Source organism: Pseudomonas brassicacearum (genome assembly GCF_009601685.2).
Lineage (GTDB): Bacteria > Pseudomonadota > Gammaproteobacteria > Pseudomonadales > Pseudomonadaceae > Aquipseudomonas > Aquipseudomonas kilonensis_B.
The window spans coordinates 4260891-4283358 of record NZ_CP045701.2 but is presented as its reverse complement, the minus strand read 5'-3'; the positions used below and the strand labels follow the sequence as shown (position 1 = coordinate 4283358).

15 protein-coding genes and 2 pseudogenes are annotated in these 22468 nt (G+C 58.1%); 14 read left to right on the top strand and 3 right to left on the bottom strand.

What is annotated here, in order from left to right; genetic code table 11:
* The first annotated feature begins 427 nt into the window (after nt 1-427).
* From GFU70_RS29155 to GFU70_RS18010, 5 genes are all read left to right on the top strand, one after another.
* The gene (locus GFU70_RS29155; RefSeq protein ID WP_153388543.1) at nt 428-1420 is read left to right on the top strand and encodes a trypsin-like serine protease; all 993 of its coding nucleotides are present in this window, start codon (nt 428-430) and stop codon (nt 1418-1420) included.
* Nucleotides 1413-3476 carry a S8 family serine peptidase gene (locus GFU70_RS18025; protein WP_153388542.1) on the top strand — a complete coding sequence of 688 codons (2064 nt, stop codon included), beginning with the start codon at nt 1413-1415 and terminating at the stop codon, nt 3474-3476. Before GFU70_RS29155 ends, GFU70_RS18025 begins: the two co-directional genes overlap by 8 nt.
* Nucleotides 3477-3501: 25 nt before the next feature.
* Entirely contained in the window at nt 3502-5247 is a 1746-nt protein-coding gene (locus GFU70_RS18020) for an amidohydrolase family protein (RefSeq protein WP_153388541.1), read from the top strand.
* 391 nt (nt 5248-5638) lie between these two features.
* The gene (locus GFU70_RS18015) at nt 5639-7147 is read left to right on the top strand and encodes a hypothetical protein (protein WP_153388540.1); all 1509 of its coding nucleotides are present in this window, start codon (nt 5639-5641) and stop codon (nt 7145-7147) included.
* A 10-nt stretch (nt 7148-7157) separates the two neighbouring features.
* Nucleotides 7158-7967: a C1 family peptidase gene (locus GFU70_RS18010; protein WP_153388539.1), complete on the top strand. Its 810-nt coding sequence runs from the start codon at nt 7158-7160 to the stop codon at nt 7965-7967.
* Between the two features lie 489 nt (nt 7968-8456).
* Here GFU70_RS18010 and GFU70_RS18005 read toward each other — a convergent pair.
* A pseudogene (locus GFU70_RS18005) lies at nt 8457-9909 on the bottom strand (tyrosine-type recombinase/integrase).
* Between the two features lie 296 nt (nt 9910-10205).
* Here GFU70_RS18005 and GFU70_RS18000 point away from each other — a divergent pair.
* Nucleotides 10206-10325 (top strand): annotated as a pseudogene (locus tag GFU70_RS18000) (IS5/IS1182 family transposase); the annotation flags it as partial.
* Between the two features lie 27 nt (nt 10326-10352).
* On the opposite strand, the gene GFU70_RS17995 reads toward GFU70_RS18000, so the two are convergent.
* Nucleotides 10353-11045 carry a response regulator gene (locus GFU70_RS17995; RefSeq protein ID WP_153388538.1) on the bottom strand — a complete coding sequence of 231 codons (693 nt, stop codon included), beginning with the start codon at nt 11043-11045 and terminating at the stop codon, nt 10353-10355.
* A complete protein-coding gene (locus GFU70_RS17990; protein WP_153388537.1) occupies nt 11020-14412 on the bottom strand; it encodes an ATP-binding protein in 3393 nt (1130 codons plus the stop codon). Before GFU70_RS17990 ends, GFU70_RS17995 begins: the two co-directional genes overlap by 26 nt.
* A 320-nt stretch (nt 14413-14732) precedes the next feature.
* Here GFU70_RS17990 and urtA point away from each other — a divergent pair, with 320 nt between their 5' ends.
* The 8 genes from urtA (at nt 14733) to GFU70_RS17950 (ending at nt 22465) form a co-directional block, all read left to right on the top strand.
* Nucleotides 14733-15977, top strand: a complete 1245-nt coding sequence (gene urtA / locus GFU70_RS17985) for an urea ABC transporter substrate-binding protein (RefSeq protein ID WP_058542510.1) — start codon at nt 14733-14735, stop codon at nt 15975-15977.
* 110 nt (nt 15978-16087) lie between these two features.
* Nucleotides 16088-17005: an urea ABC transporter permease subunit UrtB gene (gene urtB, locus GFU70_RS17980; RefSeq protein ID WP_058542509.1), complete on the top strand. Its 918-nt coding sequence runs from the start codon at nt 16088-16090 to the stop codon at nt 17003-17005.
* A 10-nt stretch (nt 17006-17015) separates the two neighbouring features.
* On the top strand, nt 17016-18203 hold the full coding sequence (gene urtC, locus GFU70_RS17975) for an urea ABC transporter permease subunit UrtC (protein ID WP_153388536.1): 1188 nt from the start codon (nt 17016-17018) through the stop codon (nt 18201-18203).
* Nucleotides 18200-18958, top strand: coding sequence for an urea ABC transporter ATP-binding protein UrtD (gene urtD, locus GFU70_RS17970; RefSeq protein ID WP_153388535.1), 759 nt, complete (start codon nt 18200-18202; stop codon nt 18956-18958). The genes urtC and urtD overlap by 4 nt, the downstream gene beginning before the upstream one ends.
* A gap of 10 nt (nt 18959-18968) precedes the next feature.
* A complete protein-coding gene (urtE, locus tag GFU70_RS17965) occupies nt 18969-19658 on the top strand; it encodes an urea ABC transporter ATP-binding subunit UrtE (RefSeq protein WP_153388534.1) in 690 nt (229 codons plus the stop codon).
* A 135-nt stretch (nt 19659-19793) separates the two neighbouring features.
* Nucleotides 19794-21023 (top strand): formamidase, encoded by a 1230-nt coding sequence (gene fmdA / locus GFU70_RS17960; RefSeq protein WP_058542506.1) that lies wholly within the window; start codon nt 19794-19796, stop codon nt 21021-21023.
* A 36-nt stretch (nt 21024-21059) separates the two neighbouring features.
* Entirely contained in the window at nt 21060-21407 is a 348-nt protein-coding gene (locus tag GFU70_RS17955; RefSeq protein ID WP_081264490.1) for an FmdB family zinc ribbon protein, read from the top strand.
* A gap of 14 nt (nt 21408-21421) precedes the next feature.
* Entirely contained in the window at nt 21422-22465 is a 1044-nt protein-coding gene (locus tag GFU70_RS17950) for an aliphatic amidase (protein WP_058542505.1), read from the top strand.
* Nucleotides 22466-22468 lie beyond the last annotated feature (3 nt).

Sequence of the window (22468 nt, the reverse complement as noted above, 5' to 3'; positions counted from 1 at the left end):
GAATAGCTTTATATCGCCATTCATCGCCACATCCATGCCCGAGGACTCGTGAAGTGCAGCAGCCTGCTCGGCACAGCGAAGTTAACATGCTGTTGGGACCCTGCAATTGAGGCCGCAACCCATCGCGCGTATGTCTAAGCCTACCGGCCCTGGCAGTAGGAGCGGGGAACAGGAGTGGGTGGACAGCTCGATCGCGCATTGCGGAAGCATGGTCAATGAAGACGAAATCGATATCGTGTTTATTGCTCATCAGACCTTTGACATCTGCTACGTAACCGCGGACCGCTGCTACTATCTACAACGAGGTGATGCCTACTTGGCCAGCGCATCACTGGAGATGGGTCGGGGCTGCACACGGAAGGGACGCAACAAGTGACCAGAATGCGGTTTACAGAGTAAGACAGATCAGCAGGCAAGGAAGGACCCCATGAAAAACTGGCTAACCGGGATGTTTCTCTTGATCTCTATGCAAATCCCCCATGCTGCTTCGCAGCCGGGGGAGTCAGAAGGCCAAGAGACTACGAATCCGAATGAGGTCGTTGAATTCCAACTGGCCACTGATGTATTACCTCAAGGTGAGGTAACGCTCTCGAACGGAGTCACCGTCAGTCTAAGCGACTGGAAGACCCTCGTCTTAGCAAAAATTCCTAGGCCAAATACCTCGAGCGACCGTGCACCTACTTGCACCGGCACCTTGGTCGGCCCGAAGGTTGTTCTTACTGCTGCCCATTGCGTCGATAATCCGCTGGGTATGACTTCGCGCAAGGCCCTGCTCTCGGTGGATGGCCGGCAAGCGGAACTGACCTGCGAGATCCATCCAGCGTACCTTGCTCGGGAGCCAAAGTTTCGCAGCCCGCGAGGCAGTGAGGACTACGCCTTGTGCTCCATTGATTATCGTGGCCCCGTGCCGATGTCTATAGCCAACCTGGAGTTCGAGGTACTAGACGCGGAGACAAGAGTGCCACACGGAGCCCCAGTCCTCATGACCGGATACGGATGCTCAGACCTACGAGTGATCGACGGCCAACTGGATTGGGAACCATCGGATCATCTTTTGAGAATCGGAGACGGCAGCATCGACGCGGCAGCTGGCACGGTGCCGAGCAGTCTTGGCTACTTGATGATTCGATCGGACAACGGACGTGGTCCTGCAGTATGTCCGGGCGACTCAGGAGGACCTCTCTTCTCTGGTGCCAGCACGGAGTCCGTAGCAGGCCGGCGTCGAGTGATTGGAGTGAATTCGGCAGTGGCCATGGAGCGGCGTCCGGATCAGGGATTCGACCTGATATCCCGTATTGCAGCGCTCGGAAACGCCGGATTCAGGAGTTGGGCAAGCGATTGGGCTGCAAGAAATCAGACGCGAGCCGGCGCGGTCTGTGGTGTGAATCGCAACGCGGGGAGGTCACCCTGCCGTGATTGAGTGCCGACAACCTCGGACGTGGGGTTACATCGCTGCCATCGCTGCAGCGTTAGCGCCCAGCTCCGCAATTGCCCAAGATTTGAGCCAGCCCTCGGTGCTGCTTCGCGCGGTGAACCAAGATGTCAGTGGCGATGTGGTTCGCTTTGTGGCCGCCAATACGCAGCCAGCACAATTGGATGCTGCAAACTTCGATGTCGACATCACCCAGACTCCTAATGAGATCATCACGCGTCGATGCGGATCGGTAAGGTCTGAATACTACGAGGAGTTTCTTCGTTTAAATGGCACACACATCGCGCCCGATATGCCTATCGGCGAAGAAGCGCGCACCCTGTACTGGCCATCGTGCTTATATGTCAGATATTCACCGGCAGGTGTAACAACAATTGTTGGCAAGAATGACTCTGCCGACAAGGTCTATACGCGCCTGACGGGAGGCCACGCTACAAGGCGGGAATTGGAAGAGTTCTTCGGCGCACCCGCTACCAAACTGAAGCAGTTGCAGCCCGGTGATATGTTGGCAGGTGGTCACTTAACGGCCGCGGTTCAGGTCATACCTACGACGGATGTGGATGAGTTTCGGGCAAAGTTCAAAGCCTTGGTCGAAGCTGATCCAAAAACTAAAGCACGCACTGTTGAGGAGTTGGTCGGCGAGATCGTGCTTCCTATCGAGGAGGATGCTCAGGGTGGTATCGCCTCTGGAAAAGCTGATTGCATCCCGTCCGGCCCTCCATTTGACGCTGTGCAAGTTCAGGCGGCTCTTGCGTTTTCCCGGAAGCGCCAACGGGCATTAGAGATATTTCCGGGGCAATCCAGTGTAATCATTGTCGATAATGGATTTCGCGGTGTCGCCTTGGGGAATGGCGAGTCGGACCCGTTCATCGGAAGTCCCTTCGCGAAACGATTTTTTCAAGGCGATAGTGCAAGCACCATTGCACGCAAGATCATCATCGGCCGTCCGTATTGGCCGATTCTCACGAATAGTTCGTATGCGTCGCCTGCACAGGGCCACGGCACCCACGTTGCTGGATTAGCTCTAGGCGGACCTGGCTTTGCCGAGGCGAGGCGAGACTCCAGCTATACGGATGTCTGGGCGCGACTAATTGTCCTGAATGTATCCGATGGCGATCGAGCCTTAGCCAGCGGCACGGTGGAAACCCTTAGAGGCTATCTCGGCGTTCCGGAAGACAACCGCATCGTCAATATGAGCATCTCATACGATGGCAACGTTTCTCCTGACATTGCCACTGCGTTTGACGGTATGTTCAAGTTTGGCACCAATACGCTCTTTGTAGTGGCAGCAGGGAATCGATCCCATAGCGTCTCCGGAGACACCTATCCGGCTGCGATGGGAGCACTCCAGAAGGAAAATGTGGTGACCGTCGCGGCGATCGGTGGCGATGGTCGCTTGACGCCTTTTAGCAACTTTGGTCCCAAGACAGTCGACATCGCGGCGCCGGGTTGTCAGCTGTATTCCTGGTTGGACAGTTCTCCAACACAGACTCCATTGAGCGGCACGTCCCAGGCGACTCCGATCGTCACGTTTGCCGCATCTTTGATTCGTTCACTCGCTCCTAAAGCCACCCCCCCCATACTCAAGACGCGTCTGGTTATCAGCGGCGACTTGATGCACCCCGATGACTACGGCAAGACTGCATATCGAGTCACTCTAAATATTCCGAAAGCCTTGTACATGTTTGACGACTACGTCGCGATACGCGGTGAGCAGCCCAGAGCGCTCTTGGGACGTGCCACTAGGCTGACTGGCGTCCGGTGTGCTGCAGATCCCCCAAGCGTTACTCGTGGTGTGGACGCCGTTTGGTCACTGAAACGCGGAGGCGGCGGTTTTTGGCTTTTCGCGGGCCGAAACACAGGTGCTGAGGGAAAGGTGGAAGAGCCTTGCGTCGCAGCCGATCCCAAGGCGGGGAAACTGCGCTTCGTATCAGAATATCGACTCAACGGTGCGGAACTTGAGGTTGTGTCCCCTCCCGAAGAAATCGAGTTACCACTTACAGATATCGCTGAACTCATTATGCGTGCACGCATCCCGGATTAAGGAATGAAACCCAGGAGGAAGGAAAATGAAGCGTCGAGACCTCATCATTGGTGGTGCAGGATTGGCTTCATGTGTGCTCTTGCCGACCGGATGCGACTGGTGGCGTGATCGTCCGAATGTCAACTTTCCTGTGCCCTCCACGTCGCTGATAGACGTTCACTGCCATTTGTTCAACGGAAGCGATTTACCCTCTGTGCGTTTTCTCAAAATTGTTGTGGCGGAGGCCTATCCCAAAGAGGCTGTTCGGGTGCTGGATATTGAAGACCCGGACGTGCTTGATGGGGTTATTGCTATTTTACTTTGGATTGTAGGAAGCACACGTGCTCCTACCGCAGTGCAGGAAATGAACGTGCTAGATAAGGTTGCGCCAGCCGAGGCTCGGAATGCCGATCATGCGGCTAACGAGGCCGCTGTTATTGATGCGTTGACACAGATGGTGGCCGACGGAACTGTCGCTGTCTCTGGCGACATGCCCGCGTCTAGCATCCGAAAAGCACGTTCTGCACTATTTGCTGCAGCGGAAGAGACAGAACTCAGCGTCAGCGACGGCGAGCTTTCTCCAGTAGAGGCCCATGCCGTAGCCGAAAAAGCTTATCGATCCCGTTTTGATTTAGGAATTCTCCTGCGCTGGTTTGCGTTGTTTACCCGCTATCGCTATGTCCTGTCGGAGCAGTTGGCGAATGACTATCGACGCGAAGCATTCCTCCCCCTACTCCTGTGTCCGGCTTTGATCGACTACGACTACTGGCTTGGACAGTACGTGGACGGTACATCGCTGCCGGATCAGGTCACGATTATGGGGCGGCTGGCCCGACGCACAAGTGGTCCCGTCGTACATGGCTACGTCGCCTTTGATCCTTTGCGTCAGGTGGCTCACGATCTGGGCAAAGCGCCGCAGTTTGACCCGCTCCAGCTTGTTCAGCGCGCCATCCGCGACGAGGGGTTTCTAGGCGTAAAGCTTTATCCACCTATGGGCTTTCGGGCGATTGGCAACAACGACCAATGTCAGACATATCCCGATCTGCCCATTATTCACGAAATCGCTAGTTCAGCAGAGGATGATGGGATCTACAGTAGTTGCTCACCGAAACCAGTAAGGGGTTCGCTGGTGGTGGGTAAGAAGATTGATTCTGCTATGGAGCGTCTCTTCGAATTCTGCACGAACCAGAATGCATGTGTGATCGCGCACGCAAACAACAGCAATGGCTCAAACAAGGACTATGGAAAACGAGCTGATCCCGCGTACTGGATCGAAGTATTCAAACGTTGGCCGACACTACACGTCAATCTGGCGCACTTTGGAAGCTTCAATGCCGAATCGGCATCGGCGAAAGGAGTTCCAATGCCAGAAGGTAGCTGGGAGTGGGAACTAGGCCGCTACCTCAAGGGGCATGTCGGCGCCCCCGTATTCGCGGACATCAGTTTTTTGACGGAGATTGTCGGACAATCAGCGGAGCAACTTTCCAAGTACGGCAACATGATCAATCGATGGATCAAAGAGTTCGATCCTGCTTGTGAACATCTCCTTTTTGGTTCCGACTGGCTGATGCTTGGGGCAGACCCTGCTTATGAGGGGTATACAAAACGAGTTGAGGCATTCTTCCGGAACTACGTCAGGCTAGACGCAACCCAAATGGGTCGGTTGTTTAGTCAGAACGCAGCTCGATTTTTGGGCCTACGCGAGGGCGATGCTGTCCGGAACCGTCTGTTGCAGTTCTACACAAAGTACGGCGTTCCGCTTAGCCGGCTTCCAAACCTCAGCGGCGCCTGACCCGGGGCTGCGTTGACGGTCGGCTCGAACGGCCCCAGTTCGCGCGACCAGCTTGCGATCCGCAAGTTAAACGGTTCATGGATAGACTGTGGATCTTGCGGTCTTCCAATGATGTCGCCGAGCATTCCTGAATTTTCCAGTCACGCGATTCGGCGCACAGTTGAGCGTGGTGAAGCGTGAGTTTTCGTGAAGTGACTGACGTGTTTTTGTGGAAGTTTTAGCGTGCGAAAAAAAACGCTGGCGACATTCCAGTGCGAATATTGGACAAGCAGTAAAAGTTGTTCTTATCTGATGATGGCCATTTGTCTTCTTAATTCCCATTTACGCGTTACGTCCATGCGGCACTGGCAATGGCGCCAGCGTCTGCAGGTCATCAGGGAGCATCAGTAAGATGGAGAAAATCGCCTTTAAGGCCCGCGCCGTCACCGGCTTAGTAACACTCGCGGCCGCTCTCACAGGCTGCTCTACGAACTTTGATGCCGTGAGAGTCAGACCCGGCGTAGATATACCTCCAGCAGGCGCACCTTATAATCTGACCTTTACGCAGTATGACGTCACCGTCACACGGCGCGTGGCTGGATGCCAGACTCCTGAAAAACGGGCAGCGCTGCTTATCGCCATGGACGCGACGATCGTGCCAAAAGAAACCAGTGATCCGACTCGTCACTATGTCATCGACCTAGAATCGCTTCAGGCAGCATGGAAAATTACCGACGTTGAAGTCACCTACCACGACAACGGAGCACTGAAGTCGATTAACTCTAACGCCGAAGACAGAACAGGGCAGATCCTTGTGAGTGCTGCGACTTCGGCAGCTAAGTTGGTCACGGCATTGGCGGCAGGTGCTGGACCTGCTGCCACAGGTTGCTTACCAGACACGGAAAAAGCGCTCGCGGGTATCAAAGTATCAGAAGCTGCAATTAAAGCTAAAACGGAGCATCTGGACCGGTTAACCAGCGATTTGAAAGGGATGACAGAGGTCGCCTCGGCAATCGGTAAGGCCTGGGGTAAGAGCGAGTTGAAGCTATTCGCAAATCAGATCAAAGCAGTACAGGTAGCCAAAGCCGATCAGGCAGTCGAGCAGAAAAAACTTGAAGGATTTCTTGCCGAAGTGAGTAACGTAACCCAATTCACCTGGCCGCCAGATGGGGCCACATTCGAGCCTGAGTTCGTTACTCCGCCAGCAGGAGCAAAAGATCCAAAACCTGTGGCGACGTCACTTGTCCCAGATATCGCGGCGAAGACTATCCGTGAGAAGTGGGGCAGTCCTGCAAACGTTAATACAACCATAAATGACACCCGAGTCTTCGCCAGAATTTTGGGAACCAGCCCTATTAGCTCCACTGATCCATGCAATGAGGGCTGTGTTGAGGATGCAATTCCAGGTCTCAAATACAGAGTACCGGCCTCTGGGATACTTCTGATCTGCTCAACAGCAACGTGTAAGCCAGGGAGTGATGAGGTCATTGCGGTAAAGGAAGGCCCCATCAGCCAGCTTGGCCACGTGTTTACGCTGCCACTGCGCAGCGGTGTTTTCAGTAGTAAGACCCTTGTCGCGGAATTCACCAATTCAGGACAGCCCACAAAGATTGGTGTCAAGGAGACAGCTGCCAGCGCCGAGACTGCTGCGACAAGCCTGGGCTCGATCACCGATAGCTTTCTCTTGGCGCGAAGCAAGGTAGTTCCCTCAAGGCTTGATCGTATCAATAATGAGACTGAACTGTTGAAGGCTCAGGCTGAGCTCGCAGCCGCGAGGAAGAATTTGCAACCTCCGGCCAACGCCCAGCAGGCGGCAGCTACAGAGGCATTCACGGCTGACACCGCGTTGCTGCAGGCGAACCTTGCCAACATCGAGGCGCGGAACGCGCTCGATGCAGCCGTGCAATCAGTTGCTCACTGAGGTTTAAGACATGTCGCTCGATCCAGTATGGATTCAACAAAAAGCAGTGGAGCTCGGATGGGTAGCACGAACCGACGAGTTTGAGCCTCTGATTCCGCTCCGGGAGATAGGACAAGGCACTGTCGCATGGTTTTCTTCTGGTCCCTTCAAACAAAGACCTCCCGAGCCTGGGGCAGCCGTCCCTAGTAGGAAGGACTGGAGGGATACCATTGGGTGCATCACTCCGCCTGGTCATCAGAAAGACGTTGGTGCATGTGTATCCTTCGCAACATGCGCTGCTGCAGATGCACGGGCTCGTATAGCCGGATTGCAACCCAAACCACTCTCTCCGCTCTACCATCACTTTTGCTCAATGGACCGCCCCATCAACAACGGACCAGATTTCGATTTTCTCGCAGAGAAGACACTTGAGTTGGGATTGCCATTCGCCGCTGCCGGTACCAATTCATTGCGCGATCCCGACAGTTGCCATGCACTTGCCGTGCCTCCAAAAATGCGTGTAGCGGCTCTTTACTCCTTTGAGACAGCCGAGGAGGTCAAGCGTGAGATTGCTTTGCACGGCCCGGTGATGGGCAACATGGATCTTCGAGAGGACTTTGAGAAGTGGTATAGGAGCGGAATCTACCGTCCCACAAATCTCCCAGTAATATCCAGTCATGCCGTTTGCCTGATTGGCTACAACGATGACGAGCAGTGCTGGATCGGTAAGAACAGCATGGGTATCGATTGGGGGGAAGACGGCGGCTTTTTCCGCTTAGCCTATAACAGCAGTGGAGTCCTAACTGAAGGAATTCCCTTTTATTCCTTGGATTTACTTTAGTAAAGTGCTGTCTTTAAATGCAAAGCGATATTGATCACTTCAAGTGGTGCGGTAGGAATGGCAGTTACTTTATTGGCGGGTGCTGTGTTTGTAGAAGAATGGCGAAACGGAAAAAACTGGTTCCGATGAGCTGGCTTTAGAATGTTTATGATAGTGTCATGATGCTCGACGGTTTGACTCGGACCCTGCCTTCGACCTGAGGAGGCTTGGGTTTGCGTGGTCGCTGCTTTTCCGATTTTGCCCAGTGGCCACGGCTAGGGAGAGGGATGCCGGCTTTGCGGCAAGCTTTGGCGACGGCGACGTCGGAAACACCAATGTCGTGGGCCAATTTGACCATGAGCGTTTGCCATACTTTTTCGAGCAGTTCCGCAACGGTGAAGCCTCACGAATGTGTACATGCAGTCTGTCACCTTTGCTCATCGCGAATTTAAGGTCACAACACGGGTTGTCGCGGATGTTAAATTCCGGAGAGCTCTAGGTGCAACAGCCCTATGAGGGTGTGCGCGTCTCTGTCGCCGCGTGCGCTGGAAAAGACAACATCGACTCGTTTGGCGTGTGCTCGTAAGTTGAGGACAGCACGGCACTGAGACGATCGCCCAATAGGTTCCACGCGCGTTTCTTCTCTTCGGCATAGTCGTGATGCAGGTAATGGCGCCTCACCCGCGAGCCTGCCAGCACATGGTTTTGGCAGCGGTCGATGACGTCCAGGCTGACCCCCAAAGCCTGCATCATGGTCGCACCGGTGCGGCGCAGGTCATGCGGCGTCCAGTCACCGTTCTGGCCGTCGGCAAGGACCAGGGTGTCGTCGTGACGCCGTCTTGAGAGGGCCTTGCGGTTTTTGAACCGGGCCTGGCGATCGCCGACCTGTTTACTCACCACCTTTACGTCCACATGCCCATCATCCTGCTTGTTCGGAAAGCACCACTGGGAGTCTCCCGTCAGGGTCTTGAGTTCCTGAAAGAAATGCAAGGCGAAGGGGGAGAGGAAGACATGGTGGTCCTGTTTCTTGCCCCGGGAGCCTTTGACGTTTTCACTGGGGAGAAACCACGTTTGCCGCTCCAGATCGACATTTTTCCATTCGGCCTGCAGCAACTCGCCAATCCGGCACAAGGTTCCCAGGCTGATCCAGAGTGCGAGTTGGGTTTCTTTCTTTAACGGCCGAATGCCCTCGTACTTTTGACCGGAGGGGAGGGCGTTGTAATCGGCGGTCATTTGTTGGAAACGGTTATGCAGTTCCAGCAACTCAGCGGGTGAAAGGATCCGGCTTCTTTCTGCCTCGTAGTCGGCTGGGATCAAGGGGGAGATGTCGACCAGTTCCGTCGGATCACCCTCAATCAATAAGGCCCGCCAGGGCTGACGTTTTCTGGCCCAGTTGAACATCTGGGTGAGGTCGGCGAAGAAGCTGATCGCTTGCCGGTAAGGCCGCGGTTGACCACGGTACGGATCAGCGCCCGAACATCGTGTTCGGAAACATTGTTCACCGCGGTCCTGCCAAGTGCCGGGAATATGTCCTTGTTAAAACGGCGCTGCAACTCGGCATTGCCGTCTTTGCGCGCGACGCCATCCAACAGCCAGGCCTTGGCCAGATCCTGGACGGTCAGTGTTTGCACCTTCGTCGTTTTTACTTGTTCGGCCTCTACGTTAGCCGCGGCGTATGCCTGTGCCTTGGCAGTTTTCTTGTGCTCGTTGGGACTGATCTGCTTTCAATGAGCACCCTGGCCTGGTTATGCGCCTTACGGATGTCCGTCAGGGAATTGCGCGGCCAGGTTCCGCAGGCGTACTCTTTGTTCTGCTCGCCCCACCGATAGCGATAGAAAAAGCTGACCGACACGCCGTCCTTACGGACTTAGATTCGACCGGCGAGATTGCCATCCTCCCGGAGGATCTTGCTGGCATCATTGGCGGTCAGCGACTCGAGTTCTTTGATGGTGATTTTGGCCATAAAACGGGTTCCCCCTACTTTTCCCCCCACAAAAACGTCAGCTCTTGATGGACGTTCCTGGACTCTCGTAGAGCAGAACACCGCTGGAGCTCAAGTAAATACTCGCTTGGAAAAATCCAGAGTAAAATTTTGGAAGCTTTCAAGAAGTATGAAAAAGGAGATGGGGTGCTAGGGGGCGAGTGTTCGAATCACTCCGTCCCGACCATATTATTCAATGACTTAGGCCAATGTTCACAGCATTGGCCTTTTTCATGTGCGTGACTTTTGCGTGACGTGTGTTTCAAGTCGTGCAACCTTATATCCCCCAATTGCGCGATCGTCCTCGCAAACGCTGTCGCTGGCTTTTGGCTGACAAGGGCTACGATGCCAAAGCCTTGCGGCGCTACTGTGACCATTACCGGATGCAGCCGGTAATATCCAACAATACATCTGGTTATCGCGGCTTACCTTGAAGCACTGTTGCGAGAATCGGTCATCGCCGACAAGGCCACGGAGGTCGCTGCTGTGCGCGTTTCTACACCTAACTTCACATACACATGTTCCAGATGTTTGTTCACGGTGCGTGGGCTCAGATCAAGGATGGTGCCGATGTCGCGGTTGGTCTTGCCGCAGGCCACCCAGCGCAGAACCTCGACTTCCCGACCGGTGAGCTGAAAGCGTGCCGACAGCACCCTGTGCGCCGGCTCGTCGTCCAGGCTCGGCGCGGTTGGCTGTGACGACGCTCGGGCCGACAGCAGGATGCGCGAGGTGCGCAGGTGCGCGGCGACCCGGGCCAGCACTTCGTCGGTCTGGATCGGCTTGGTCACGTAGTCGCTGCCACCCACTTCAAAGCCCTGGACCACATGCCTGCTTTCCGTCAGCGCGGTCATGAACAGCACCGGAATATCGGCGTTGGCCGGCTGCTCCTTGATCCGCCGGCAGGTCTCGAAGCCGTCCAGGCCCGGCATCATCGCATCCAGCAGGATCAGGTCCGGACGCCGGCGTTCGATGCGGTTCAGGGCGCTGAGCCCGTCGAGGGCCACCAGTACCATGTAGCCGGCATCGTTGAGGGCGTCGGAGAGCATGGCGAGGTTGTCCGGGGTGTCGTCCACAATCAGCACGACACCGGGTTCAGCGACTGTGGTCAGTGCATTCATCTTCTGCCTCCTTGAGGGCGCGGTTGATTTCGTCCAGGCGAAAGTTTTTCAGCAGCTTGCGTAGCGAACTGATGAAAGGGGCGGTGGCTGGCGTCTCGGCCTGGATGGCGTCGAGTTTTTCATGCAGGCCGCGTACGTAGCCGATGGCGCTGAGTTCGCCGAGGGCGATGAGCTCAGGCTGTGAGGGCAATATCCCCGGGTCGGGGAATGTCGCAGGGGCTGGTTTTTCGCGGCGCAGCCAGTGCAGGTCGAGCTGCTGCTGGATCCGTTCGAGCAGTTCCGGGGTGTGTACTGGCTTGGCAAGGTAGTCGTTGCAGGCACTGGCCAGGCTGCGCTCGCGCTCGTCGTTAAAGGCATTGGCCGAAATCACGATGATCGGTGCCGTGGACAACGCATTGCGGCGGATCAGCCGGCTGGTTTCCCAGCCATCCATCGTCGGCATCGACAGGTCCATGAGGATCAGGTCCGGCCCCAGCAGGGCGACCTGGCGAATCGCTTCCTGGCCGTTGCTGGCCTGGACCACTTCAAAGCCCAGGGGCGTGAGCATGCCGCTGAGGACCTTGCGATGGTCCACATGGTCGTCCACTACCAGCACCAGACGCCGCGGCCCCTGGTAGCCGATGATGTCGTGTTCGACATGGATCACCGCCTGCGGCACCCGTACTTGCGACAGAAACAGGCGCACCTGGAAACAGGTGCCCTTGTCCTGCTGACTCTTGACCTGCAACTCGCCGCCCATCAACGAGGTGAGCATGCGGGTGATGGTCAGGCCCAGGCCAACGCCCTTGTCCTGGCGCGTCAGATCACCGCGTTCGAAAGGCTGGAAGATTCGCTCGATGTGCTCGGGGTCGATGCCGATACCCGTGTCGATGATGTCGAAGGTTGCCGTCTCGCGCATGTAGCTGACCCGCAGGCAGACCTCGCCGCTGTCGGTGAAGTTGACCGCATTGCCCAACAGGTTGATGAGGATCTGCCGGACGCGCTTTTCGTCGCCTCGCACCACCGCCGGCATCTTGCCGATCAGCTCCAGGCGAAAGCGCAACCCTTTGTCCCGGGCTTGTGGGGTGAACATCAGCTCCAGATCGTGGATCAGTTCCGGGAAGGGGATTTCCGTCGCTTCCAGGCGCAATTTGCCGGCCTCGATCTTGGCCACATCGAGTAGGCCGTCGATCAGCGACAGCAGGTGCGAGCCGCTGCGCAGGATGGTCGCCAGGGCATCCTGATGCTGCTCCGGCATGGCCGCGTCGCGCTGCAGGATCTGGGTAAAACCGAGGATGCTGTTCAACGGCGTACGCAGTTCGTGGGACAGTCCGGTGACGTAGCGACTCTTGGCCGCGTTGGCCGCCTCGGAAGCTTCCTTGGCATCTTGCAGGGCCTGGTCGGTCAAGCGGTGGGCTTCGATTTCCTGCATCAGCAGCAGGGTCTGGCGGTCAGATTCTTCCTGGGCCACGCGGCGGCTTTCCCGCGTTAGAACCACCCACCAGGCGAGGATGGCCGCCAGTACCGAGAGCGTCAGGAAGGCCTGGAAAAATGCCTGGTACAGCGTCGCCTGGGCTTGCGGCGAGTGGGGCAGTCCCTGGGAGGCCTGGCCATAGATCAGCGCCAGAGCGCCGCTGAGCATCAGGATCAGCGCGAGCAGCAGGCCCAGGTAATGCACCAGCCGGGTGTGCAGGCGCGGCACCGTGGCATTGGGCAGCAACCAATGCAACAGCGCTTCGAACTGCGCCGACAGACGCCCGTGGGGTTTGCAGCGATCGCCGCAACGCGCGTCCAGCGAACAGCAAAGTGAGCAGATGGGCGTGCTGTAGGCCGGACAGAAAGCCATGTCGGCGGTTTCGAACGGGTTGCTGCACAGGCCGCAGGTGATCTGCGTGCTCGGTGCCACCGGTTGCAGCAGTAGCGGATCGCTGGTGCGGGCAATGTAATAGCGGCTGCGGGTGGCCCAGGCCAGCAGCGGGGTCATGACCAGCGAGGTGCCGAGGGCGACGAAGGGCGGGGCGGCCTGGGCCAGTGCACCAAATAGACCGAAGTGGGCGAGGACCGACAGCAGCGAGGCAATCAGCATGGAGCCGACGCCCACCGGGTTGATGTCGTAGAGGTGAGCGCGCTTGAACTCGATGTGTTTCGGTGACAACCCCAAGGGTTTGTTGATCACCAGGTCGGCGACCACCGAGCCGATCCAGGCGATGGCGATGTTGGCGTAGAGACCGAGCACCTGGTCGATGACGTCGAATACCCCCAACTCCATCAGCATCAGGGCAATCGCCACATTGAACACCAGCCACACTACGCGGCCGGGGTGACTGTGGGTGACCCGGGCGAAAAAGTTCGACCAGGCCAGGGAACCGGCGTAGGCGTTGGTCAGGTTGATCTTCATCTGCGAGACGAAGACGAACAGCACCATGGCCGCCAGGGCCCATTCCGGCGAGGCGAACACATAACCGAAGGCCACCAGGTACATCTGGGTCGGTTCCGCAGCGCGCTCGATGGGGATCTCGTGTTGCAGGGCGAGAAACGCCAGGAAGGCGCCAGCGAACATTTTCAGCGCGCCGGGCAGGATCCAGCCGGGGCCGGCGCAGAGCAGGGCGGCCCACCAGCGCTTGCGGTTGGCCGCGGTTTTTTCCGGTAGGAAGCGCAGGTAGTCGACCTGTTCGCCGATCTGCGTCACCAGGGACAGGGCCACGGTACAGGCTGCGCAAAACGCCAGCAGATTGAAGTCGCCGCTGGCATCTCGGCCCTGGAAACTGGTCCAGTCGCTGAAGGCCTCGGGGTTTTTCAGCAGCACAAACAGATAGGGCAGCACCAGCAGCACCAGCCACAACGGCTGGGTCCAGAGTTGCAGGCGGCTGATCAGGGTCACCCCATAGGCCACCAGGGGGATCACCAGCACAGAGCAGATCACATAGGCAAAGGCCAATGGGATATGGAAGTACAGCTCCAAGGCCAGGGCCATGATCGCTGCTTCCAGGGCGAAGAACAGGAAGGTGAAGCTGGCGTAGATCAGCGACGTAATGGTCGAGCCGATGTAGCCGAAGCCGGCACCGCGGGTCAACAGGTCCATATCGACGCCGTAGCGGGCGGCGTAGTAGCTGACGGGCAGGCCGGTGAGGAAGATGATCAGGCTCACGGCGAGAATCGCCCAGAAGGTGTTGGTGAAGCCGTAGCTCAGGGCCAGTACCCCGCCAATCGCCTCCAGGGCCAGGAACGACACCGCGCCCAGGGCAGTGTTGGCGATGCGCAGCTCCGACCACCTGCGGAAGGACTTTGGTGTGTAGCGCAGGGCGTAGTCTTCCATGGTTTCGTCGGCGACCCAACTGTTGTAGTCGCGACGGATCTTGGCGATGCGCTGGGTGCCAGGTGGAAGCACAGTGAAAGACTCCTGGGGTCAAGGCGCTCCGTGCCTGGCGAGTGTGCCCGTGGCGGATAGCCGAGCAATTTTCATGCCCTGCACCGCGCCGTCTTGCCGCGCCAGCTGTTGCCTGCGCGCGCGTGCGCGCAGTGCCGTTCAGGCGGGGCCTGGAGCGACAGCCTGCGCCGCCTTGGTGCATTTTTCCCTACGTCAAATGACGTATGCGCTTACGTCAGGCTGCGTATACCCGTCACCGATCCGCGCCGCCATGCTGATGCCACCACCGTTGCCGGCCGCCCCAAGGCGAGCTGTCAGCGTCACCGCAGAGGAGTAGCAGCATGGAACCACGATTGATCCGGACTAAAGGCCTGTTGCCGCGCCGCCTGGCGCTGGGGGCGGCGGCCCTGTCGTTACTGGCTGCCAGTGTGTTCAGCCAGGGTGTATGGGCGGACGAGGCCAATAGCACCGGCCTGGCGGTGACCGCCACTGAAGTCACGGTCGGCCAGTTGCACTCGGCCACCGGCACCATGGCGATTTCCGAGACCGGCTCGATCCAGGCCGAACGCCTGGCCATCGAGCAGATCAACGCTTCAGGCGGCATCCTCGGTCGGCAGATCAAGGTGATCCAGGAAGACGGCGCCTCCGACTGGCCGACCTTCGCCGAGAAGGCCAAGAAGCTCCTGGTCAACGACAAGGTGGCCACGGTATTCGGTTGCTGGACCTCGGCCTCGCGCAAGGCTGTGCTGCCGATTTTCGAGAAAGAAAACGGCCTGCTCTACTACCCGACTTTCTACGAGGGGCTGGAGCAGTCGAAGAACGTGATCTACACGGGCCAGGAAGCCACCCAGCAAATCCTCGCCAGCCTCGACTGGATCGCCAAGACCAAAGGCGCCAAGACCTTCTACCTGGTGGGGTCGGACTATATCTGGCCACGCACCTCGATGAAGATTGCGCGCAAACACATTGAAAACGTGCTGCACGGCACCGTGGTCGGCGAAGACTACTACCCGCTGGGCAACACCCAGTTCGGCTCGCTGATCAACAAAGTCAAGCTGAAGAAACCTGACGTGGTGTTCGCCGCCGTAGTGGGTGGCTCCAACGTGGCCTTCTACAAACAACTCAACGCGGCGGGCGTCAATTCGGCCAAGCAGACCTTGCTCACCCTGTCGGTGACCGAGGATGAATTGCTGGGCATCGGCGGCGAGAACATGGCCGGTTTCTATGCCTCGATGAAGTACTTCCAGAGCCTGGACAACCCCAACAACAAAGCCTTCGTCGACGCTTTCAAGGCCAAGTACGGCAAGGATTCGGTGATCGGCGACGTGACCCAGGCCGCGTATCTGGGCCCATGGTTGTGGAAGGCTGCGGTGGAAAAAGCCGGCAGTTTCGATGTCGACAAAGTGGTTGCAGCCTCGCCGGGCATCGAGTTGAAAACCGCACCTGAAGGCTACGTCAAAGTGCATGAAAACCATCACCTGTGGAGCAAGACCCGCATCGGTGAAGTACAGCCCGATGGTCAGTTCAAGGTGGTGTACGAGTCTGATCTGATCGAACCGAATCCGTTCCCTAAAGGCTATCAGTAAGGTCTGGGCCTATCGCGGCAAGCCGACTCCAACACTCTGTAGGCGCTGGCTGCCGGCGATGGAGCTCCAACGTTTTTCCACATCCTCCCTCCAAGCAGGAGTCCATCATCATGGAATGGCTATCGGAATTTGGTGCCATCGCGGCGATGCAGGGGTTCAACGGCTTGTCCGTGTTCTGCGTGCTGCTGTTGATGGCATTGGGGCTGGCGATCATTTTCGGCCAGATGGGGGTCATCAACATGGCCCACGGCGAGTTCCTCACGATCGGCGCCTACACCACCTATGTCTGTTCGAGCCTGACCAGTCATTTCGCCCCATGGTTTCAACCCTATTATTTTTTCATCGCCATCGCCCTGTCGTTTCTGGTGGCCGGGGCCATCGGCTGGCTGGTGGAGTGGGCGATGATCAGTCGGCTCTACAAGCGTCCGCTGGACACATTGCTGGCGACCTGGGGGCTGTCGCTGGTGATGCAGCAGACCTTCCGTTCGGTGTTCGGCGCCCGTGAAGTCAGCGCGACGCCGCCAGAGTGGTTGATGGGCTCGTTCAACTTCACCGAGGCCATCGAGATCCCGCGCAACGGCCTGTTCATGATGGCCCTGACCCTGCTGCTCACCGCGGCCATTTTTCTCTTGCTCTACCGTTCACGCTGGGGCCTGCAAGTACGGGCCACGGTGCAAAACCGACTGATGAGCCGTGCCGTGGGCATCAACACGCGCAAGGTCGACCGCATGACCTTTGCCCTCGGTTGTGGTGTCGCGGGGGTGGCCGGCGCGGCCTTTACCACCATCGGCTCCACCGGTCCCACCGCGGGCTCGCAGTACATCGTCGACACCTTCCTGGTGGTGGTCTTCGGCGGCGCACAAAGCCTGTTCGGCACCATTGCGTCGGCGTTCGTCATTGCCCAGACCCAATCGATCTCGGAGTTTTTCCTCAGTGGTTCGATGGCCAAGGTGCTGACCCTGTCCGGGGTGATTCTGATCCTGATGTTGCGCCCTCAAGGGTTGTTCTCCATCAAAGTGCGCAAGTAGAGGCGAGCCAATGAAGCTTTTAGACAAGATGCTGGCGGGCAAGCAGAACCTGTTGGGCGTGGGCCTGTTGGCGCTGCTGATTCTCGTGGTCTTCCCGCTGACCCTGGATGCCTTTCGCCTGAACATGGTAGGCAAGTACCTGACCTATGCCTTCGTCGCTGTCGGCCTGGTGTTGTGTTGGGGCTATGGCGGCATTCTCAGCCTCGGGCAAGGGGTGTTTTTCGGCGTGGGCGGCTACTGCATGGCGATGTTTCTCAAGCTTGAAGCCTCCGACCCGCAGAGCACCAAAATCCAGTCGACGCCGGGCATTCCGGATTTCATGGACTGGAACCAGATCACCGAACTGCCCTGGCTCTGGGTACCGTTCCACAGTTTCAGCTTCACCCTGTTGGCGGTGATTCTGGTGCCGGTGGTGCTGGCCTTCATCATTGGCATGGCGCTGTTCAAACGGCGGGTGGGGGATGTTTATTTCTCTATCGTCAGCCAGGCCATCGCGCTGATTCTCACGGTGCTGATCGTCGGCCAGCAGGGCCTGACCGGCGGAGTCAACGGCATCACGGATCTCAAGACGCTGCTCGGCTGGGACCTGCGCAGTGACAGCGCCAAGCTGCTGCTGTACTTCATCAACGCGGCCTTGTTGTTCGGCTGCATTTTCATCGGCCGTTTCGTCCTCGCGTCGAAGCTCGGGCGGCTGCTGATGGCGATGCGCGATAAAGAGGAGCGGGTGCGTTTCTCCGGTTATGACGTGGCCAGTTTCAAGATTTTCGTGTTCTGCATCGCCGCTGCTTTCTCGGCCATCGGCGGCGCCATGTTCGCCTTGCAGGTGGGCTTCATGTCGCCTTCGTTCGTCGGCATCGTGCCGTCCATCGAGATGGTGATCTTTGCCGCTGTCGGCGGGCGCATGTCACTGCTCGGCGCGGTGTATGGGGCCTTGCTGGTGAACTACGGCAAGACCTATTTCTCCGAGTCGTTCCCCGAATTGTGGCTGTACCTGATGGGCGGGCTGTTCATTGCCGTGGTCATGTACTTCCCCAATGGCTTGGCCGGACTCTGGGACAGCCATGGCCGCCAGACCCTTGGCCGTTTATTGCGGCGTACCCCGCAGCAAGCTGCCGTTGCCGCGCCCCTGCCGGAGACACCGCGCACTGCGCCGCCGACTCCGGCTCCTGAACGTCCTTCGCTGGAGACGCAGCCATGACCGCCGTGGGTTTTCAAATGAACAAGCCGGTGCTGGTTATCGAGGGGCTGACGGTGTCCTTCGACGGCTTCAAGGCCGTGGACAACCTCAACCTGTACATCGACCGTAATGAAGTGCGGGTGGTGATCGGGCCCAACGGCGCAGGCAAGACCACGGTGCTCGACCTGATCTGCGGCAAGACCCGCGCCACCAGCGGCAGCATCCAGTTCGATGGAAAGGAACTGACCAAGATGCGCGAGTACAACATCGTCCGTGCCGGCGTCGGGCGCAAATTCCAGAACCCGTCGATCTACGAAAACCTCACGGTGTTCGAGAACCTGGAGATGTCCTACCCGGCGGGGCGCAAGGTGTTTGGCGCGTTGTTCTTCAAACGCGGTGCCGCAGTGATTGCCCGGGTTGAAGAGGTGGCGCGGGAGATCTTTCTCGGCGAACTGCTGCAGCAGCAGGCCGACCTGCTGTCCCACGGCCAGAAGCAGTGGCTGGAGATCGGCATGCTGCTGATGCAGAACCCTGACCTGTTGATGCTCGATGAACCGGTCGCAGGGATGAGCGTCAACGAACGCGTCCAGACCGCAGAACTGCTCAAGCGTATCAGCCAGGGACGCTCGGTGCTGGTGATCGAACACGACATGGAATTCGTCAAGAGCATCGCCCATAAGGTCACGGTGCTGCACCAGGGCAAAGTCCTGGCCGAGGGCAGCATGGAGTCGGTGCAGAACAACCCGAAAGTCATCGAAGTCTATTTAGGCCATTGAGGAAGCAGGCATGTTCAACGTAGACAAGCTGTCCTGTGGTTACGGCCAGAGTCAGATACTCCACGACCTCGACCTGGCCGTGGCCAAACGCGAAATCGTCGCCGTGATGGGACGCAACGGCATGGGCAAGACCACGCTGTTCAAGAGCTTGATGGGCATCCTTCCGCAGTGGCGGGGGCAGGTCAGCGTCGATGGCCAGGACGTCTCGAACCTGGAGACCCACGAGCGGGTGGAGCACGGCATCGCCTATGTGCCTCAGGGGCGGATGATTTTCCCCAGCATGACGGTGTTGGAAAACATTCAGACCGGCCTGCCGGCATCGGCCCGGGGCCAGGTGCCCGAAGACCTCTATGCGTTGTTTCCGGTGCTCTACGACATGCGCTCGCGCAAGGGTGGCAACCTTTCGGGCGGGCAGCAGCAGCAACTGGCGATTGCCCGGGCACTGGCGACCAATCCCAAGGTGTTGTTGCTCGATGAACCCACCGAGGGCATCCAGCCGTCGATCATCAAGGACATCGCCCGCACGTTGAAAGAGATCCGCAACCTGCGCGACCTGACCATTGTGGTCTCCGAGCAGGTGCTGTCATTCACCCTGGAAATCGCCGACCGCTTCCTGGTGATCGAGAAGGGCCGCTTCGTGATTGAAGAGACCCGGGACAAGGTCGACGAAGCCACCATCAGTCGCTACCTATCCGTATAGGCACGGCCGGGGCCCCCCTTGTAGCAGTTGGCAAGCCAGCTCACAGGGGTACGTCATCCAACGTATTGGCCTATTCGTGCCGCCATTCGAGACTGGTTCCAACGCGGTACATCCCTAATGTTCAGGAGCTTCGCCATGACCGATACCTTGATCAAAGTCGACCTCAACCAGCCCGCCACCGAGAACGAACAGATCCATAACCGTTGGCATCCGGACATTCCCATGGCTTGCTGGGTCAAGCCAGGGGATGACTTTATTCTTGAGACTTACGACTGGACCGCCGGCGCGATCAAGAACAACGACGACGCTTCGGATGTGCGTGACGTCGACCTGTCCACCGTGCACTACCTGTCCGGTCCAGTGGGCGTGCATGGCGCCGAGCCGGGGGATCTGCTGGTGGTCGACCTGCTGGACATCGGCGCCAAGGCCGAATCGATGTGGGGCTTCAACGGCTTCTTCTCGCGGCAGAACGGTGGCGGATTCCTCACGGATCACTTTCCCAGCGCACAGAAAGCCATCTGGGATTTCAAAGGCATGTTCACCAGCTCGCGGCACATTCCCGGGGTCAACTTTGCCGGCCTGATCCACCCCGGATTGATCGGTTGCCTGCCCGACCCGGTAATGCTCGCCGACTGGAACCGCCGTGAGCAGGAGCTGATCGACACCCAGCCGACCCGCGTGCCGCCCCTGGCCAACGCCCCGCTGGCCGCCACCGCGCACATGGGCAAGCTCAAAGGCCAGGCCCGGGATGATGCCGCGGCCACCGGCGCACGCACCGTGCCGCCGCGTGAACATGGTGGTAACTGCGATATCAAGGACCTGTCCCGGGGCTCGAAGATTTTCTTTCCGGTCTACGTCAACGGCGCTGGGTTGTCGGTGGGAGACCTGCACTTCAGTCAGGGCGACGGCGAGATCACTTTTTGCGGCGCAATCGAGATGGCCGGCTGGGTCCATATGAAAGTCGAGCTGATCAAGGGCGGCATGGCCAAGTACGGGATCAAGAACCCGGTGTTCAAACCCAGCCCGATCATCCCGACCTACCAGAACTACCTGATCTTTGAAGGTATCTCGGTGGATGAAGCCGGCAAACAGCACTACCTGGACGTGAATGTCGCGTATCGCCAGGCCTGCCTGAATGCGATCAACTACCTGACCAAGTTTGGTTATTCGCCCGCCCAAGGCTATGCACTGTTGGGCTCTGCGCCGGTGCAAGGGCATATCAGTGGCGTGGTCGACATCCCCAACGCCTGCGCGACCCTCTGGTTACCCACCGAAATCTTCGAGTTCGACATCAACCCCAACGCCAACGGTCCCATCAAACACCTCGACGGCAGTATCGATCTGCCGATCGCCCCGGACCTGTGAGACACGCCCGAGCCCGATCAATGCCAGGAGAGCGTCATGCCGACCTATGAGTACGAATGCCAAACCTGCGGCTCTTTCACAATGTTGCGGCCTATGGCCCAACGGCACGAGTCGTGCCAGTGCCCGTCTTGCGCGGGCCCGGGAGGGCGGTTGCTGTTATCTGCGCCGGCACTGGCGACGTTGTCGAGCAGCCAACGCCAGGCCATGGCGACCAACGAGCGAAGTGCCCACGCGCCGCAGACGCTTGGCGAGTACCAGCAGAACCGTCGCCATCCCAGTGGGTGCAGTTGTTGCGCACCGAACAAACCGCTGGCCCCGACCAAAGAAAATCCACAGGGGCTCAAGAGTAAAACCGGCTCCAGACCTTGGATGATCAGCCATTAACAGAGGTGAATTTCATGCGTCATGGTGATATTTCCAGCAGCCCGGACACCGTGGGTGTCGCCGTCGTCAATTACAAAATGCCGCGGCTGCATACAAAAGCCGAGGTCATTGAAAACGCCCGCAAGATTGCCGACATCATCACCGGTATGAAAAGCGGTCTCCCCGGCATGGACCTGGTCGTGTTTCCTGAATACAGCACCATGGGCATCATGTACGACCACGATGAGATGATGGCGACTGCCGCCAGTATTCCAGGCGAAGAGACTGCGATCTTTTCCGCCGCGTGCCGTGCGGCAGACACGTGGGGGGTGTTTTCACTGACCGGTGAGCGGCACGAGGAACATCCCCACAAAGCCCCGTACAACACGTTGGTGTTGATCAATAACCAGGGCGAAATCGTCCAGAAGTACCGCAAGTGCATTCCCTGGTGCCCCATAGAAGGTTGGTATCCGGGTGATCGGACCTATGTCTGCGAGGGTCCCAAGGGCCTGCAAATCAGCTTGATCATTTGTGATGACGGCAACTACCCGGAGATCTGGCGCGACTGTGCAATGAAAGGCGCGGAGTTGATCGTCCGTTGCCAGGGCTATATGTACCCGGCCAAAGAGCAGCAGGTGATGATGTCCAAAAGCATGGCCTGGGCCAATAATTGCTATGTGGCAGTGGCCAATGCGGCCGGCTTCGATGGGGTTTATTCCTACTTTGGCCACTCGGCGATTATTGGCTTCGACGGTCGCACCCTGGGCGAATGCGGTGAAGAGGAAATGGGCATTCAGTACGCACAATTATCCGTTTCGCAAATCCGCGATGCGCGAGCGAACGACCAATCACAGAATCATTTGTTCAAGCTGCTGCATCGCGGTTACACCGGAGTCTATAACTCCGGGGACGGCGACAAGGGAGTGGCTGACTGCCCGTTCGACTTTTACCGCACCTGGGTACTGGATGCGCAGAAAGCCCAGGAAAACGTCGAAAAACTTACCCGTAGCACCGTCGGCGTGGCTCATTGCCCGGTGGGAGAGCTTCCCCACGACGGTAAAGAAAAACACGCAGGCTAAACC